The sequence below is a fragment of the Bradyrhizobium sp. STM 3843 genome, from assembly GCF_000239815.1.
Lineage (GTDB): Bacteria > Pseudomonadota > Alphaproteobacteria > Rhizobiales > Xanthobacteraceae > Bradyrhizobium.
Genome location: NZ_CAFK01000024.1, coordinates 110,352 through 125,037 on the forward strand (window position 1 = coordinate 110,352; position 14,686 = coordinate 125,037).

At 65.4% G+C, this 14,686-nt stretch carries 13 protein-coding genes; 4 read left to right on the forward strand and 9 right to left on the reverse strand.

Features of this window, described 5'->3' with window-relative positions; all coding sequences use genetic code 11:
• Window positions 1-104: 104 nt before the first annotated feature.
• From BRAS3843_RS04145 to BRAS3843_RS04165, 6 genes are all read right to left on the reverse strand, one after another.
• Window positions 105-1,529 carry a homospermidine synthase gene (locus BRAS3843_RS04145; RefSeq protein ID WP_008967473.1) on the reverse strand — a complete coding sequence of 475 codons (1,425 nt, stop codon included), beginning with the start codon at window positions 1,527-1,529 and terminating at the stop codon, window positions 105-107.
• Between the two features lie 40 nt (window positions 1,530-1,569).
• A complete protein-coding gene (locus BRAS3843_RS04150) occupies window positions 1,570-1,956 on the reverse strand; it encodes a RidA family protein (RefSeq protein ID WP_008967474.1) in 387 nt (128 codons plus the stop codon).
• 98 nt (window positions 1,957-2,054) lie between these two features.
• Window positions 2,055-2,225 (reverse strand): hypothetical protein, encoded by a 171-nt coding sequence (locus BRAS3843_RS41315; protein WP_008967475.1) that lies wholly within the window; start codon window positions 2,223-2,225, stop codon window positions 2,055-2,057.
• Window positions 2,213-2,836 (reverse strand): N-acetyltransferase, encoded by a 624-nt coding sequence (locus tag BRAS3843_RS04155; protein WP_008967476.1) that lies wholly within the window; start codon window positions 2,834-2,836, stop codon window positions 2,213-2,215. The genes BRAS3843_RS41315 and BRAS3843_RS04155 overlap by 13 nt, the downstream gene beginning before the upstream one ends.
• 154 nt (window positions 2,837-2,990) lie before the next feature.
• Entirely contained in the window at window positions 2,991-4,133 is a 1,143-nt protein-coding gene (locus BRAS3843_RS04160) for a type III PLP-dependent enzyme (RefSeq protein WP_008967477.1), read from the reverse strand.
• A 686-nt stretch (window positions 4,134-4,819) separates the two neighbouring features.
• Window positions 4,820-5,080, reverse strand: a complete 261-nt coding sequence (locus BRAS3843_RS04165) for a hypothetical protein (RefSeq protein WP_008967478.1) — start codon at window positions 5,078-5,080, stop codon at window positions 4,820-4,822.
• 130 nt (window positions 5,081-5,210) lie between these two features.
• Here BRAS3843_RS04165 and BRAS3843_RS04170 point away from each other — a divergent pair, with 130 nt between their 5' ends.
• The gene (locus BRAS3843_RS04170) at window positions 5,211-7,286 is read left to right on the forward strand and encodes a M3 family metallopeptidase (protein WP_008967479.1); all 2,076 of its coding nucleotides are present in this window, start codon (window positions 5,211-5,213) and stop codon (window positions 7,284-7,286) included.
• Window positions 7,287-7,459: 173 nt separating this feature from the next.
• Here BRAS3843_RS04170 and shc read toward each other — a convergent pair whose 3' ends face one another.
• Together shc and BRAS3843_RS04180 are read right to left on the reverse strand one after the other, a co-directional pair.
• The gene (shc, locus tag BRAS3843_RS04175) at window positions 7,460-9,550 is read right to left on the reverse strand and encodes a squalene--hopene cyclase (RefSeq protein WP_008967480.1); all 2,091 of its coding nucleotides are present in this window, start codon (window positions 9,548-9,550) and stop codon (window positions 7,460-7,462) included.
• Window positions 9,551-9,784: 234 nt separating this feature from the next.
• Window positions 9,785-10,183: an MAPEG family protein gene (locus BRAS3843_RS04180; protein ID WP_008967481.1), complete on the reverse strand. Its 399-nt coding sequence runs from the start codon at window positions 10,181-10,183 to the stop codon at window positions 9,785-9,787.
• 106 nt (window positions 10,184-10,289) lie between these two features.
• On the opposite strand from BRAS3843_RS04180, the gene hemH reads away from it, so the two are divergent.
• The 3 genes from hemH (at window position 10,290) to BRAS3843_RS04195 (ending at window position 13,260) form a co-directional block, all read left to right on the forward strand.
• Entirely contained in the window at window positions 10,290-11,330 is a 1,041-nt protein-coding gene (gene hemH / locus BRAS3843_RS04185; RefSeq protein ID WP_008967482.1) for a ferrochelatase, read from the forward strand.
• A gap of 447 nt (window positions 11,331-11,777) precedes the next feature.
• Window positions 11,778-12,794 (forward strand): SPFH domain-containing protein, encoded by a 1,017-nt coding sequence (locus tag BRAS3843_RS04190; protein WP_008967483.1) that lies wholly within the window; start codon window positions 11,778-11,780, stop codon window positions 12,792-12,794.
• A gap of 19 nt (window positions 12,795-12,813) precedes the next feature.
• Window positions 12,814-13,260, forward strand: a complete 447-nt coding sequence (locus tag BRAS3843_RS04195) for an NfeD family protein (protein WP_008967484.1) — start codon at window positions 12,814-12,816, stop codon at window positions 13,258-13,260.
• Window positions 13,261-13,441: 181 nt separating this feature from the next.
• Here the strand turns inward: BRAS3843_RS04195 and BRAS3843_RS04200 are convergent.
• Window positions 13,442-14,686: outer membrane beta-barrel protein (locus BRAS3843_RS04200; RefSeq protein ID WP_035980794.1), on the reverse strand; the 1,245-nt coding region annotated here is incomplete at its 5' end.

Consider the following 14,686-nt stretch of genomic DNA (forward strand, 5'->3'; position numbering starts at 1 on the left):
CCCCGCGCAGGCGGGGGATCCAGTAAACACCAGCATCTCGATTCCCATGACCGCCGCGGCGTACTAGGTGCCCCGCCTTCGCGGGGCACGATGGCGGAGGGAATTTACCGCACCAGAATATTCCGGAACTGCCACGGATCGTTGGTGTCGATATCCTCCGGGAACAGGCCGGGGCGGTCAGTGAGCGGGGTCCAGTCGGTGTAGAAGCCCTTCACCGGGCCGAGATACGGGGTCTGGATTTCCAGGCAGCGGCGGAAGTCCACCTCGTCGGCCTCGACGATGCCGGCGTTGGGGTTCTCCAGCGCCCACACCATGCCCGCGAGCACCGCTGACGAGACCTGCAGGCCGGTCGCGTTCTGGTAGGGCGCGAGCTTGCGCGTCTCCTCGATCGAGAGCTGCGAGCCGTACCAATAGGCGTTCTTGGCGTGGCCGTAGACCAGCACGCCGAGTTCGTCGATGCCGTCGACGATCTCGTGCTCGTCCAGGATGTGCCACTTCTCCTGCATCTTGCCGGTGGCGCCGAAGATCTCGTGCAACGACAGCACCGCGTCATTTGCCGGGTGATAGGCGTAGTGGCAGGTCGGGCGGTACACCACCTTGTCGCCGTCGCGGACGGAGAAATAGTCGGCGATCGAGATCGACTCGTTGTGGGTCACCAGGAAGCCGTATTGCGCGCCCGGCGTCGGGCACCAGGAGCGCACGCGGGTGTTGGCGCCGGGCTGCAGCAAATAGATCGCGGCGCCGCAGCCGTCGGGATGGCAGCGGCCATTGTCCGGCATCCACTTTTCGTTGGTGCCCCAGCCGAGCTCGGCCGGCTGCATGCCTTCGGACACGAAGCCTTCGACCGACCAGGTGTTGACGAACACGTCCATCGGCTTCGGGTTCTTGGAGCGCTGGGTGTCGCGCTCGGCGATGTGGACGCCCTTGACGCCGAGCTTCTGCATCAGCTGGGCCCAGCCTTCGCGGCTCTTCGGCTCGTTGATCTCGGTGCCGGTGTCGCGCGCGATGTTGAGCAGCGCCTGCTTGACGAACCAGGACACCATGCCGGGATTGGCGCCGCAGGTGGAGACCGCGGTGGTGCCGCCCGGGCTCTTGCGGCGCGCCGCGAGCAGGGTCTCGCGCAGCGCGTAGTTGGAGCGCTTCTCGACGTCCATCTTCTTGTCGAAATAGAAGCCGGCCCAGGGCTCGACCACGGTGTCGATATAGAGCGCGCCGACCTCACGGCACATCGTCATGATGTCGACCGAGGAGGTGTCGACCGACAGGTTGACGCAGAAGCCCTGGCCGCCGCCCTCGGTGAGCAGCGGCACCAGCAGCTCGCGGTAATTGTCGCGGGTGACGGCCTGCTGGATGAAGCGCACGCCGTGCTGCTTGGCGAGCTCGCCATTGTCATGCGGATCGATGATCACGAAGCGCTTCTTGTCATAGTCGAAGTGCCGCTCGATCAAGGGCAGGGTGCCCTTGCCGATCGAGCCGAAGCCGATCATGACGATGGGGCCGGTGATCTTCGCGTGGATCTGCGAGCTCATGGGATGGTTTCTCCGCGAAAGGTGCGTTGGATGGATATATTCAGGTGCGCCGCTTGGCCGTGACCTCGATCTCGACCTTCATCTCCGGCTTCAGCAGCGCGGCAACCACCACCAGCGTGGCGGCCGGGCGGATCTCACCCAGCACCTCGCCACAGACGGCGAAATGCGCATCCGCATCAGCGACGTCGGTGAGGTAATAGGTCGCGCGGACGACGTCGGTCATCTCGAAGCCGGCCTCCTTCAGGGCCGCTGCAATGGTCTTGAAACAGTTGCGTGACTGGCTCGTGACATCGGCCGGCATCGTCATCGTGGTGTAATTGTAGCCGGTGGTGCCGGCGACGAAGGCGAAGTCACCATCGACGACGGCGCGGCTGTAGCCCGCGGTCTTCTCGAACGGTGAGCCGGTGGAAATCAGGCGTCTGGCCATCAGGAACCTCTCGATCAATTTTGGCGGGGTTTAAGGGCTTTTGCTGCACCTGCGCAACCCCTCGGGCGGAGGTGGCGGAGTGCGGGCGGGATGGTCGCTCAGTGGACCCGCGTGACGTCGGGCGGGGCCGTTCCTGTCCCGCTCCAGCGCCGGATCATGATGTCGCGGACGATCATCAGCGCAAGCAGGATCAGGACCAGCGTGGGCACCAGGGTCCGCCGCCGCTTCGGCTCCGCACCCGGCCGGGCTTCGACGCTCACGCCGCGCATGATATCAACGCCGCCTTGCGGCTGCGCCGCGTCTTGCGCTCTTGGGTCTTGCTGTCTTGGGCCTTGCGCTCCCGCGCTCCGGTGGCGGCGATCATGCCCCAGGCGCCGTCGAGTGCGCCGGCGACGAGCTCGCAGCCGAGCAGCCGCGCCCGCTCGAACGGTCCCGGCAGCTCGAGCGCGGCGGTCTTCTCGGCCGAGAAGCCGAAGCGGGTATAATAGGGCGCATCGCCGAGCAGGATCACCGCGCCATGGCCGCGCGCGCTCGCAAGACCAAGTGCGGCCTCCATCAGCGCGGCGCCGATGCCGAGGCCGCGCGCGTCGCCAGCGACGGCCAGCGGCCCCAGCATCAGCGCATCGCGCCCACCGGCGCTGACGTGCCACAACCGCACGGTCCCCACCAGGCGCCCGTCGCGAACCGCCGACAGGGCAAGGCCTGTGGCGGGCGCGCGTCCGTCGCGCAGGCGCTGGCAGGTGCGCTCATGGCGGTTGTCGCCAAAGCAGGCATCCAGCAGGGCCTCGCGCGCCGGCACGTCGGAAGCTCGCTCGCTGCGGATCGCGAACGGAGCGGCAGTCCGAACAGGCGCAGTCGGGTTGGACCGAAAAGCAGTCATGGCACGTCAGTCTCCGGCTTGCCGCGGCAGGCGATCGCCCGCGCGGAAGCTCGTCAGGTCAGGTCGGGAGTGTCGGGTTATCGTCCCCTCTCCCGCTTGCGCGGGAGGGTCGGGGTGGGAGTTCATCCCACGCGGCGCTCGGAACTGCGGGCGCTCAGATGTGGTAGGTCTTGAGCGGCGGGATGCCGTTGAAGGCCACCGACGAATAGGTCGACGTGTAGGCCCCGGTCCCTTCGATCATCACCTTGTCGCCGATCGAGAGCGTCACCGGCAGCGGATATGGCAGCTTCTCGTAGAGCACGTCGGCCGAATCGCAAGTCGGACCGGCGAGCACGCAAGGCGTCATGTCCGCGCCGTCATGCGGCGTGCGGATCGCGTAACGGATCGACTCGTCCATGGTCTCGGCGAGGCCGCCGAACTTGCCGATGTCGAGATAGACCCAGCGCAGCTCGTCCTCGTCGCTCTTCTTCGAGATCAGCACCACTTCCGACTCGATCACCCCGGCATTGCCGACCATGCCGCGGCCGGGCTCGATGATCGTCTCGGGGATCTGGTTGCCGAAGTGCTTGCGCAGCGCACGAAAGATCGAGCGGCCGTACTGCACGACCGGCGGCACGTCCTTCAGGTACTTGGTCGGGAAGCCCCCGCCCATGTTGACCATGGTCAGGTTGATGCCGCGCTCGGCGCAGTCGCGGAACACGGTGGAGGCCATGGCGAGCGCGCGGTCCCACGCCTTCACCTTGCGCTGCTGCGAGCCGACATGGAACGAAATGCCGCAGGGCTCCAGGCCCAGCCGCTTGGCGAGATCCAGCACCTCGACCGCCATCTCCGGGTCGCAGCCGAACTTGCGCGACAGCGGCCATTCGGCGCCGGCGCAATCGTAGAGAATGCGGCAGAACACCTTGGCGCCGGGCGCGGCACGCGAGATCTTCTCGACTTCGGCGGCGCAGTCGACCGCGAACAGGCGAATGCCGAGCGCGTAGGCGCGCGCGATGTCGCGCTCCTTCTTGATCGTGTTGCCGTAGGAGATGCGATCCGGTGTCGCACCGGCGGCCAGCGCCATCTCGATCTCGGCGACGGTCGCCGTGTCGAACGAGGAGCCGAGCGAGGCCAGCAGCGACAGCACTTCGGGCGCAGGGTTGGCCTTCACCGCATAGAACACGCGGCTGTCCGGCAGCGCCTTGGCGAAGCTGATGTAGTTGTCGCGCACGATCTCGAGGTCGACAACGAGACAGGGCTCGGTGTCCAGACCTTCCTCGCGGCGGTTGCGCAGGAATTCCCGGATACGTTCGGTCATAGCACCCTCCAAACGGCCTCCAGCGACGAGGCCCGTTCAAACGTTCTCGACGGCGGTGCTTTGGCGTTGCCACCCGATGGAAAGGTGACAAAACCTCGAACCGAAGCCGAATTGTGCTGCCGTGGATTGGTTGGGAGGGTTCCCGCCCGCACACCTGGCAATGAAGGACAAGCCTTTTCAGTAGCCCGCGCCGGCGTTGGACTGCCGGTAGAGACCAAAAAAGCCCGCTCCGTCGTTGCTTTAAGTCGCGTCCCCCGTTGAGAGCGGGGTGCGCCGGTTCGCCTCCGGCTGCCAGTCACGGTTGCAAGAGGTGAGGTCACCTTCAGCGGCATCTCTTGAGAGAGATGCTGGGCTTTCGGTTTGTACTGATCTCGATCGGATGATCGCGATCCTGACAAAGCCGAGGGCCCCTCGGTTCCTCATCCCTTGGCGGCTGTCCGGCCTCTTGTCCGGATACCTACCGACTGACACACGACCACAGGCACGTGCGAAATTGGGCAAGTTGGGAAATAAGCGTTTTGATTTTCGATCGCAAGATTTTTTTCAAACTTGCGCGCAATTTCCCTAACCATGTGCTTACGAGCACACATGGCGAGCTGAATGGGCGCGACAATCTGAACGGACGTTAAGCCACTTGAAAGATGTGTCGCGCGCGACGCCTTGTGCAGCAGTGTTTTCGCTGCAGCTCAGGCGCGCTTCACGAACGGCTCGACGCGCTGCGCGCCGCGGATGAAGGCCGCCATCACGAAGACGCCGAGCGCGAACAGCAAGGCCTGCAGCACGTGGGTGCCGGTGTCGCCGAGCCCGAACAGAATCGAAAGCGCCCAGCCGCCGGCGAAGGCTGCACCGAACACTTCGGCGCCGATCAGGATCGCAGCCGAGATCACGGTGATCACGCTGGTCCAGACGATCTGGCGGGAGGCGGTGGGCTGGTTCTCTGCGCTCATGATGGGGTCCTTGTGAAGGGCGCAATCTCTCCGAAAAGCCACGTCGCATCAAGGGGAAATGACCGCAAAAAAGTCACTCGACGTGGTAAGAAAGCGGGATTTGAGATCTCGGAGAGGACGGATTTTGCCGATGTCAGACAGCACCGACGCTACTGCGACCAACCCGCTCCTGAAGGCCTGGGAGACGCCGCACCAGACGCCGCCGTTCCACGAGATCAAGCCGGAGCATTTCCTCCCCGCCTTCGAGCGCGCCTTCGCCGATCATGCCGCTGAGATCGTGGCGATCACCCATGATCCGGCCGAGCCCGACTTCGCCAACACCATCACGGCGCTGGAGCGGTCGGGCAAGCTGCTCTCCAAGGTCGCGGCCGTGTTCTACGACCTGGTCTCGGCGAATTCCAATCCGGAGATCCTGGAGCTCGACAAGGATGTCTCCCTGCGGATGGCGCGGCACTGGAATCCGATCCAGATGAATGCGGTGCTGTTCGGCCGCGTCGCGCAGCTGCACGAGAAGCGCAAGAGCCTGGACCTGACCCCGGAGGAGCTGCGGCTGCTGGAGCGCACCTATACGCGTTTCCGCCGCGCCGGCGCCGGCCTCTCGGAGGACGCCAAGACGCGGATGGCCGAGATCAACGAGCGGCTCGCCCAGCTCGGCACCACCTTCAGCCATCATTTGCTCGGCGACGAGCAGGACTGGTTCCTGGAGCTTTCCGAGGACGACCGCGCCGGGTTGTCCGAGCAGTTCGTCGCGGCCGCCAAGACTGCGGCCGAGGAGCGCGGCATGCCCGGCAAGGCGATCGTGACGCTGTCGCGCTCGGCGGTCGAGCCGTTCCTGCAGAGTTCGGCCCGGCGCGACCTGCGCGAGAAGGTGTACAAGGCCTTCACCGCGCGCGGCGACAATGGCAACCCCAACGACAACAAGGCGGTGATCGGCGAGGTCCTCGCGCTTCGCGAGGAGGCGGCCAAGATCATGGGGTTCCCGACCTACGCGGCCTATCGCCTGGAGGACTCCATGGCGAAGACTCCGGAAGCCGTGCGCGGCCTGTTGGAACGGGTGTGGCAGCCGGCGCGGGCCAAGGCGCTGGCCGACCGCGACGAGCTGCAGAAGCTGATCGCGGCGGAGGGCGGCAATTTCAAGCTCGAGGCCTGGGACTGGCGCTACTACGCCGAGAAGCTCCGGCAGGCCAAGGCCAATTTCGACGACGCCGCGATCAAGCCCTATCTGGCGCTAGACAACATGATCGCCGCCGCGTTCGACGTGGCCACGCACCTGTTCGGCATCACCTTCGTCGAGCGCACCGACGTTCCGGTCTGGCATCCGGACGTCCGGGTCTGGGAGGTCAGGGATGCCGCGGGCAAGCACAAGGCGCTGTTCTATGGCGACTACTTCGCCCGGTCCTCGAAGCGCTCCGGCGCCTGGATGACCTCGCTGCGTGATCAGCAGAAGCTGGATGGCGAGGTTGCACCCTTGATCATCAACGTCTGCAACTTCGCGAAAGGGGCGGAGGGCCAGCCCGCGCTGCTGTCGCCGATCGATGCCCGGACCCTCTTCCACGAGTTTGGCCACGGCCTGCACGGCATCCTCTCCAACGTGACCTATCCCTCGCTGTCGGGAACCGCCGTGTTCACCGATTTCGTCGAACTGCCCTCGCAGCTCTATGAGCATTGGCAGGAGCGGCCCGAGGTGCTGCAGAAATTCGCCCGTCATTACCAGACCGGCGAGTCGCTGCCGGAGGACCTGCTCAATCGCTTCCTCGCGGCGCGCAAGTTCGGCCAGAGCTTCGCGACGGTCGAGTTCGTCGCCTCGGCGCTGGTCGATCTCGAATTCCACACCCAGCCGGCCGCCGCAGCCCAGGATGTGCGGGCGTTCGAGCGCGCGGAGCTCGACAAGATCGGCATGCCCGCGGAGATCGCGATGCGCCACCGCCCGACCCAGTTCGGCCACATCTTCTCCACCGATCACTATGCCTCGGGCTATTACAGCTACATGTGGTCGGAGGTGATGGATGCCGACGCGTTCGGCGCCTTCGAGGAGGCCGGCAACATCTTCGATCCCGCAGTCGCCAAGCGGCTCCACGACAACGTCTATTCCTCGGGCGGCTCGGTCGATCCGGAAGCCGCCTATGTCGCCTTCCGCGGCCGCGAGCCGGAGCCGGACGCGCTGCTGCGGCGCCGTGGCCTGCTCGAGGTGCCGAAGGCGGCGTGAGGGCGGAGTGCTCGGCAGTGGCTCCGCTCAGGCGGGTGCCGCGTGAACCGCTGTCATCGCCCGGCTTGACCGGGCGATCCAGTATTCCAGAGACGGCAGTGATCAATCGACAAGCCGCGGCGTACTGGATGCCCCGCATGCGCGGGGCATGACACCGAGCATGAGCTCGACCTTCAAATCACCGCGTTAGCCGCTGGGGTGCTCTGCGCCTTGCCATGCGCCTGCGGCCGCAGGGTGCGTCCCAGCGCCATCAGCGGGAAATAGTGGCAATACATGCCATAGCGCAGCATGAAGGCGCGGGAGAGCTCCGGTCCCTGCATCAGCCGCTGTTGCAGCGACGGATCGGTGAGCTTGATGGTCTGGCCCACGCCATAGCCGGGGAAGCCGGTGCCGGTGAATTCCGGCTCGGCCCAGGTGCCGGCGGACTGATGCTCGATCAGCCACAGGCAGCCGCGCTCGATCGCCTCGCGATCCCCAGGCCGGTTGGCGGCGAGCAGAGCCATCAGCGCCCATGCGGTCTGTGAGGCCGTCGCGGTGCCGCGGCCGACCGCGCTGATATCCATGTAGGACGCGCAGCTCTCGCCCCAGCCGCCATTGTCCTGCTGCTGTGCGACCAGCCATTCGCAGGCGCGCTGGATGTAGGGCTGGCTCATGTCTTCGCCGATGGCGGCGAGCGCCGGCAACACGGCGCCGGTGCCGTAGACGTAGTTCACGCCCCAGCGGCCGAACCACGGCCCGCTCGGCTCCTGCTCGCGGCGGACGTAGTCCAGCGCGCGCACCATGGTCGGATGGTTGCGCGACAGCCCGAGCTTGCCGAACGCCTCGATGACGTGAGCCGTGACGTCCACCGACGGCGGATCGAGTGCCTCGCCGAAGTCGCAGAACGGGATCTTGGTCAGGATCTGCTGGTTGTTGTCCTTGTCGAAGGCGCCCCAGCCGCCGCTTTGGCTCTGCATGCCGATCAGCCAGTCGACGCCAAGCTGGATCGCCTCATCGATGCCTTTGGCCTGCCATTTCGGATCGTGGCGCAGCGGCGCCAGCGCGATCAGCGCCACCGCCGTGTCGTCCGTGTCCGGGTAATAATTGTTGGCATATTCGAAGGCCCAGCCGCCCGGCTTGACATGCGGCAGCTTCACCGACCAGTCGCCGGGCACGCGCACCTGCCGTGCCAGCACCCAATTGACGGCCTTCTCGACGGCTTCCGGATAGTCGCCGATCACGCCAGCATCGTCGAATGCGAGCAAGGTCAGGATCGTGTCCCAGACCGGGCTGTTGGTGGCCTGGATGTAGGTCGCCTCTCCGATATCCACCCGCCAGCCCGGATCGTTGAGGGCGTCGAGACCCTTGGCGACGACCGGATGGTTGATCGGATAGCCTTCGACGTAGAGCGCCATCAGCCCGTAGATCCAGGGCGGCTGGATACCGCCCCAGGCGCCGTCGAAATCCTGGTGGCGGATCATCCACTCCAGCACGCGGCTCATCGCCGCCGGACGCCACAGGCCGAGATTGAGCCAGTTGCCGAGGTTTTGCAGCGCATGCAGCACCTTGTCGGCGCCGCGGAAGAACTTGTCCCAGCCGCCGGCATCGGCCTTGACCGGCAGCTCGTAATCGAAGGCGCCGCGACCTTTCGGAAACAGCGCGTCCAGCCGGTTCTCCGCCGGCAGTGGCCGGCTTGGCCGTCGCGCCGAGAGGATCGCGATCGGCATCAGCGTGGCGCGCGCCCATTGCGCGAAATTGTAGATCGAGAACGGAAACCAGACCGGGAACCAGATCACCTCGGGTGGGATGTTCGGCACCTTCTCCCACGGCCACTCGCCGAGCAGTGCAAGCCAGTAACGGGTGAAGACACGGACATTGCGCAAGCCACCCTTGGCCTCGATCCATTGGCGGGCGCGCTGCAGCACCGGCTCGTCGTCACGATGGCCCAGCGAGCGGAGCGCCGCATAGGCCTCCACCGTCGCGTTGATGTCGCCGTTGGGCGCATTGAAATAGATCTGCCAGGAGCCGTCGGCGCGCTGCGTCTGCAACAGCGCCTGGCCCATGCGCGGGCGCAGCGGATGATCCTCCAGTCCCATGAACCACAGCGCGAGGCACCATTGGGCCTCCATGCAGGCGTTGGATTCCGCCCGCCCGACCCAGTGCCCGTCGCCCTTCTGATGTGCGATCAGCCAGTCGGCGGCGGCCCGCACGGTCGAGTGCAGGGCGGTCTGGAAGTTATCGGGGGCGCTGACTGTGGCGGCCAGCGTCTTGCCGTTCAACGTCATCACGAGTCCTTTGGCGTCCTTTCAGGGCGCGCCTGTCGCGGGTCCAAAATCCCGTTGCCGTATAGAAAATTTCGGCGGCGAATCCAATCAACTGACCGTGGCGGCGCGGATCAAAGCCGGAACGAAAATGGGCCTGCCCATGCTGCCAATTCCGGCAGGCTGTGGCTGTGCGCGTCATTAACCGTGTTGGCGGCCGCTCGGTGTGATCCGCATCGCCGCGCTGAAATTCATGGCTCAGATCGGCAGATAGTTGCGCAGGAGCGGCAGGAAGAAGATCGCGACCGTGATCAGGAAGCCGAGTGCCCAGAGGATCGAGCGCAGCGCCGGACGGTTGCCGATATAGGTGAGCACATAGGCCGTGCGCACGATCAGAAACAGCATCGAGAGCTCGTTGATCAGATTCTGGGGTGCGGCACGGAACTCGGCGAGCAGCACGGCGACGGCGAAGAACGGGAACGCCTCGATCCCGTTCTGGTGCGCGCCCAATGCGCGCTCGCGGATGCCGCCCTGGTAAAACGCCGGGTCGCGCGGCCGTGCATTGTCGTACCGTCCGGCGCTGATCCATTTCACCGGGGCGAGCGTTAATAGGTATAATATCACGCTGGCGAAAATGCAGAGTTCAGCAATCGTCATGGCTCCTCCGGCCTGATGACATCGTCACAATAGCCATTATCTAGACGGGGTTACCGCACCCCGCCAAGCCATCCGTCCAAGCCATCCGTCGTCCCGCCCGGATACCATGACTGCCGCCATCTCTCTCGACAAAGCAACACCGCTGTCTATCGCCAATCCGTCGCGCGTCGGCGTGCTCCTGGTCAATCTCGGCACGCCCGATACCGCTGATGCCGCGGGCGTGCGGGTTTACTTGAAGGAATTCCTGTCCGATCCGCGTGTGATCGAGAACCAGGGCCTGTTGTGGAAGCTCATTCTCAACGGCATCATCCTCAACACGCGGCCGCGCCAGAAGGCGCGCGATTACCAGACGATCTGGAACACCGAGAAGAACGAATCGCCGCTGAAGACGATCACCCGCGCCCAGAGCGAGAAGCTCGCCGCCAGCATCGCCGACAACGGTCGCCAGGTCGTGGTCGATTGGGCGATGCGCTACGGCAATCCGTCGATCAAGGCGGGCATCGATGCGCTGATAGAAAAGGGTTGCGACCGCATCCTGGTGGTGCCGCTCTATCCGCAATACTCAGCCGCGACCTCGGCCACCGTCTGCGACGAGGTTTTCCGCGTGCTGGCGAGCTTGCGCGCGCAGCCGACCCTGCGGGTCACGCCGCCTTACTACGACGACGATTTCTACATCGAGGCGCTCGCGACCGGAATCGAGAGCCACCTCGCTACCCTGTCGTTCAAGCCCGAGCTGATCGTGGCCTCCTTCCACGGCATGCCGAAGGAGTATGTCGACAAGGGCGATCCCTATCGCGAGCAGTCCGTCGCCACCACCGAGCTGCTGCGCAAGCGGCTCGGCCTGGATGAGAGCAGGCTCCTGCTGACCTTCCAGTCGCGCTTCGGCCGCGCCGAATGGCTGCAGCCCTATACCGACAAGACCATCGAGCAACTCGCCAAGGATGGCGTGAAGCGCATTGCCGTGGTGATGCCGGGCTTCGCCGCCGACTGCCTGGAGACGCTGGAGGAGATCGCCGGCGAGAATGCCGAGATTTTCAAGCACAATGGCGGCGAAGCCTTCACCGCCGTTCCCTGCTTGAACGACAGCGAGCCGGGCATGGACGTGATCCGACAACTTGTGCTGCGCGAGCTGCAGGGTTGGATCTGAGAGTCGGTCGAGCCGCCGAAGTGAAGCCTTGCTGACGCGCCGCGCCCTGCGCGCCGGGCGATCGCATACGCCGAAATGGGTCTTTGGCAGTCTCTCCGCGGCCGTCCTTCGAGACGCCCGCCTGCGGCGGGCTCCTCAGGATGAGGCCTTATTGCGCGGCGAGATCTTTGATCCTCATGGTGAGGGCGCGGCAAAGCCGCGCGTCTCGAACCATGAGGCCCGACGCTCCTGCTATATGCGATTAACCTGCCTCGCATGTGCGCCGCTTGTTAGGAACGCTCCTGCTTCCCGCAAGACCTTTTACCATACCATGCGACAAAAATAGTTCGCTGAACCGGCCTCGCCGCCACCAAGACAAATTCACGCGGCAATCCCTATTTCTTGGATGGCTGCGGAATCGTGCGAAAGCCCAAGCCTGCTGATCGGGTGTTTCGCCTTGGAGGGGTTATGAGTGGTTTCGACATTTTTGCGATTGCGCTGGTGCTGCTGGTCGTCCTCACGCTGTTCGCCGGCGTGAAGACGGTGCCGCAGGGTTATGACTGGACGGTCGAGCGGTTCGGCAAATACACCCGCACGCTGTCGCCGGGATTGAATATCATCGTGCCCTATTTCGACCGGATCGGGCGCAAGATGAACGTAATGGAGCAGGTGATCGAGATTCCCGAGCAGGAGGTGATCACCAAGGACAACGCCACTGTGACGGTGGATGGCGTCGCCTTCTTCCAGGTGTTCGATGCGGCGAAGGCGAGCTACGAGGTCGCCAGCCTCTCGCAATCCATCATCGTGCTGACCATGACCAACATCCGTTCGGTGATGGGCGCGATGGACCTCGACCAGGTGCTGTCGCATCGCGACGAGATCAACGAGCGGCTGTTGCGCGTGGTGGATGCTGCGGTCTCGCCCTGGGGCGTCAAGGTCAACCGCATCGAGATCAAGGATATCGTGCCGCCGGCCGACCTGGTCGAGGCGATGGGTCGGCAGATGAAGGCCGAACGTGTCAAGCGCGCCGACATCCTGCAGGCGGAAGGCCAGCGTCAGTCGGAGATCCTGCGCGCCGAAGGCGCCAAGCAGAGCCAGATCCTGCAGGCCGAGGGCCGTCGGCAGTCCGCCTTCCTCGATGCAGAAGCACGCGAGCGCGCCGCGCAGGCCGAGGCCAAGGCGACGCAGGTGGTGTCGGAAGCGATCGCGAAGGGCGACGTCGCCGCGCTCAACTACTTCATCGCCGACAAATACATCAAGGCATTCGGCCAGCTGGCGGACTCGCCAAACCAGAAGGTGATCATGCTGCCGATGGAGGCGACGGGTATGCTCGGCTCGCTCGCCGGCATCGGCGAGATCGCGAAGGCGACGTTCGGCGAAAGCGCGGTGTCGGCTGCGGCGGCGGCGCGGCGAGGGGGCTCGGTGCCGGCGGCCGGCAGCACGCCGCCTTCGCCGCCCGCGCCGCCGGTCCCGCCGCGGACGTGATGACAACGGAGGTCATGTCATGACCGAGATGTTTGTGACACTGGGCACCTGGAACTGGCTGATCTTCGGCGTCATCCTGATGGCGCTGGAGCTGCTCGCGCCCGGCGTCTTCCTGTTCTGGCTGGGCCTCGCTGCGCTGCTGGTCGGGCTGGCATCGTTCGCGTTCACCCCAAGCTGGCAGCTGCAGATCCTGATGTTCGCGCTGTTTGCCGCCGCGGCCGTGCCGGTGTGGCGGCGGCTCGCCCGCAGCGCGGCGCGGCCGGCCGGTGACAATCCCTATCTCAACCGGCGCGCGGCCGCGCTGGTCGGCCGGGTGTTTACGTTGGAGAAGCCGATCGTCGACGGCTCCGGCACCGTGCGCATCGACGATACGGTGTGGCGGGTGGCCGGTCCTGATATTCCGGCCGGCAGCCGGGTACGAATCGTGCAGGCCGATGGTGCCAATCTTACGGTGACCGCAGCGTAAGAACAGCAGCTCGCGGATGTACCGGGGCCTCATGGTTCGAGACGCGCGGCTTTGCCGCGCCCTCACCATGAGGGGCGAGAACGTCACGTACTGCAAGACCTCGCCCTGAGGAGCCCGCCACAGGCGGGCGTCTCGAAGGGCGGCCGAAGAGATCGCCGGTGGAGTCGGGCTGTGCGACGGTTCAATTCTGTAGCCGCACGCCGAGCATCACCACCGTGCCGGATGAGCTTGCGCCGGCGACGTTGGAATCCAGCACGTCGTAGCGCAATGTGCCCTTGAGCCAGAGATTGCGCGTCATCTTGAAGACCAGGTTGCCTTCCGCCGAATAGGTTTTATCGCTGCGGCCAAAACCCTGATAGTCGAGCGTGCCGAAGGTGAACTTGCCGATTCCCGTCAGCCAGCGGCGGAAGTCGTGGTCGACCTCGACCGTGTAGGTGCGTACCAGCACGCCGGAGGCGCCGGCGACCGTGGTCTCGGCCAACTGGGTGTCGGAGAAGAATTTTGCCGTTGTGAGCGGCGTCGCCGACCACACCAGCGAGGCCGTGGTCAAAAAGCCCTCCAGCCGGTTCAGCCTGGGATCGACATAGTTGCGCGCGGCGTAGCCGATCGAGACCTCGCCTGTCAGCAGCCGCGTCAGCTCGAACGAGGTGCCGGCCTTGGCATAGCCGCCGGAGGAATCGCGCTGATAGCCGGAGCGATCAAATTGCGTGTCATGGATGCGGCTGTCGCCCTCGACCTCCGCGAACGGCTTCACCCCCGGCGAGACTTCGTAGGAGACGCGTCCGACCCCGCCATATTGGTTGAAGTTGCGGTCGTCGTTCGACGTCAAGCTGCCGTCGGTGAGCTTGCTCTGTTCATAGCTGGTGCGATCGACCGTTGCGCCCGCCGAGACCTGCAGGCGATTGAAGCGCTGGTCGACGCCGACCGTGGTGCCGAGCGTGGTGTAGACCGGATAGCGGGCGAGCCCGGCCTGGATGTTGGGGCTGCCGGGATTGTCGGTGGCGGCCCGCAGCCGCAGCTGCGCGCCGATCGAGGTGTCCCTGGTGACATCGAGCCGACCGTCGATATGGCCAGTGAAGTCCGGCCGATCGAGATTGGTCGGCGCCGGGTTGACACCGCCGTCGATGGTGGCGGGCAGCGAGCCGCCATAGCCGGTGAAGGAGCCGCGGAGATCGGCGACCACCGCGTGACGGTCCCAGTCGGAGACGGCGAGAAATTCCGGCGCGACCACCCAGAACGGCATGCCGCGCGCGTTGGCCAGCCGCGCCGGGTTGCTGTCGTAGCCCGCGGAAATTTCCACGGCCGATTTGACCAGGAACGGCCCCATATAGTCACCGACCGCGCCGAACGGATCATCCTCGATCTTCAGCCGCCGGCGCGGCGGCTGGCCCGGCACGCTGCCGGCCATGGCCGGGGGCAGCGGCGG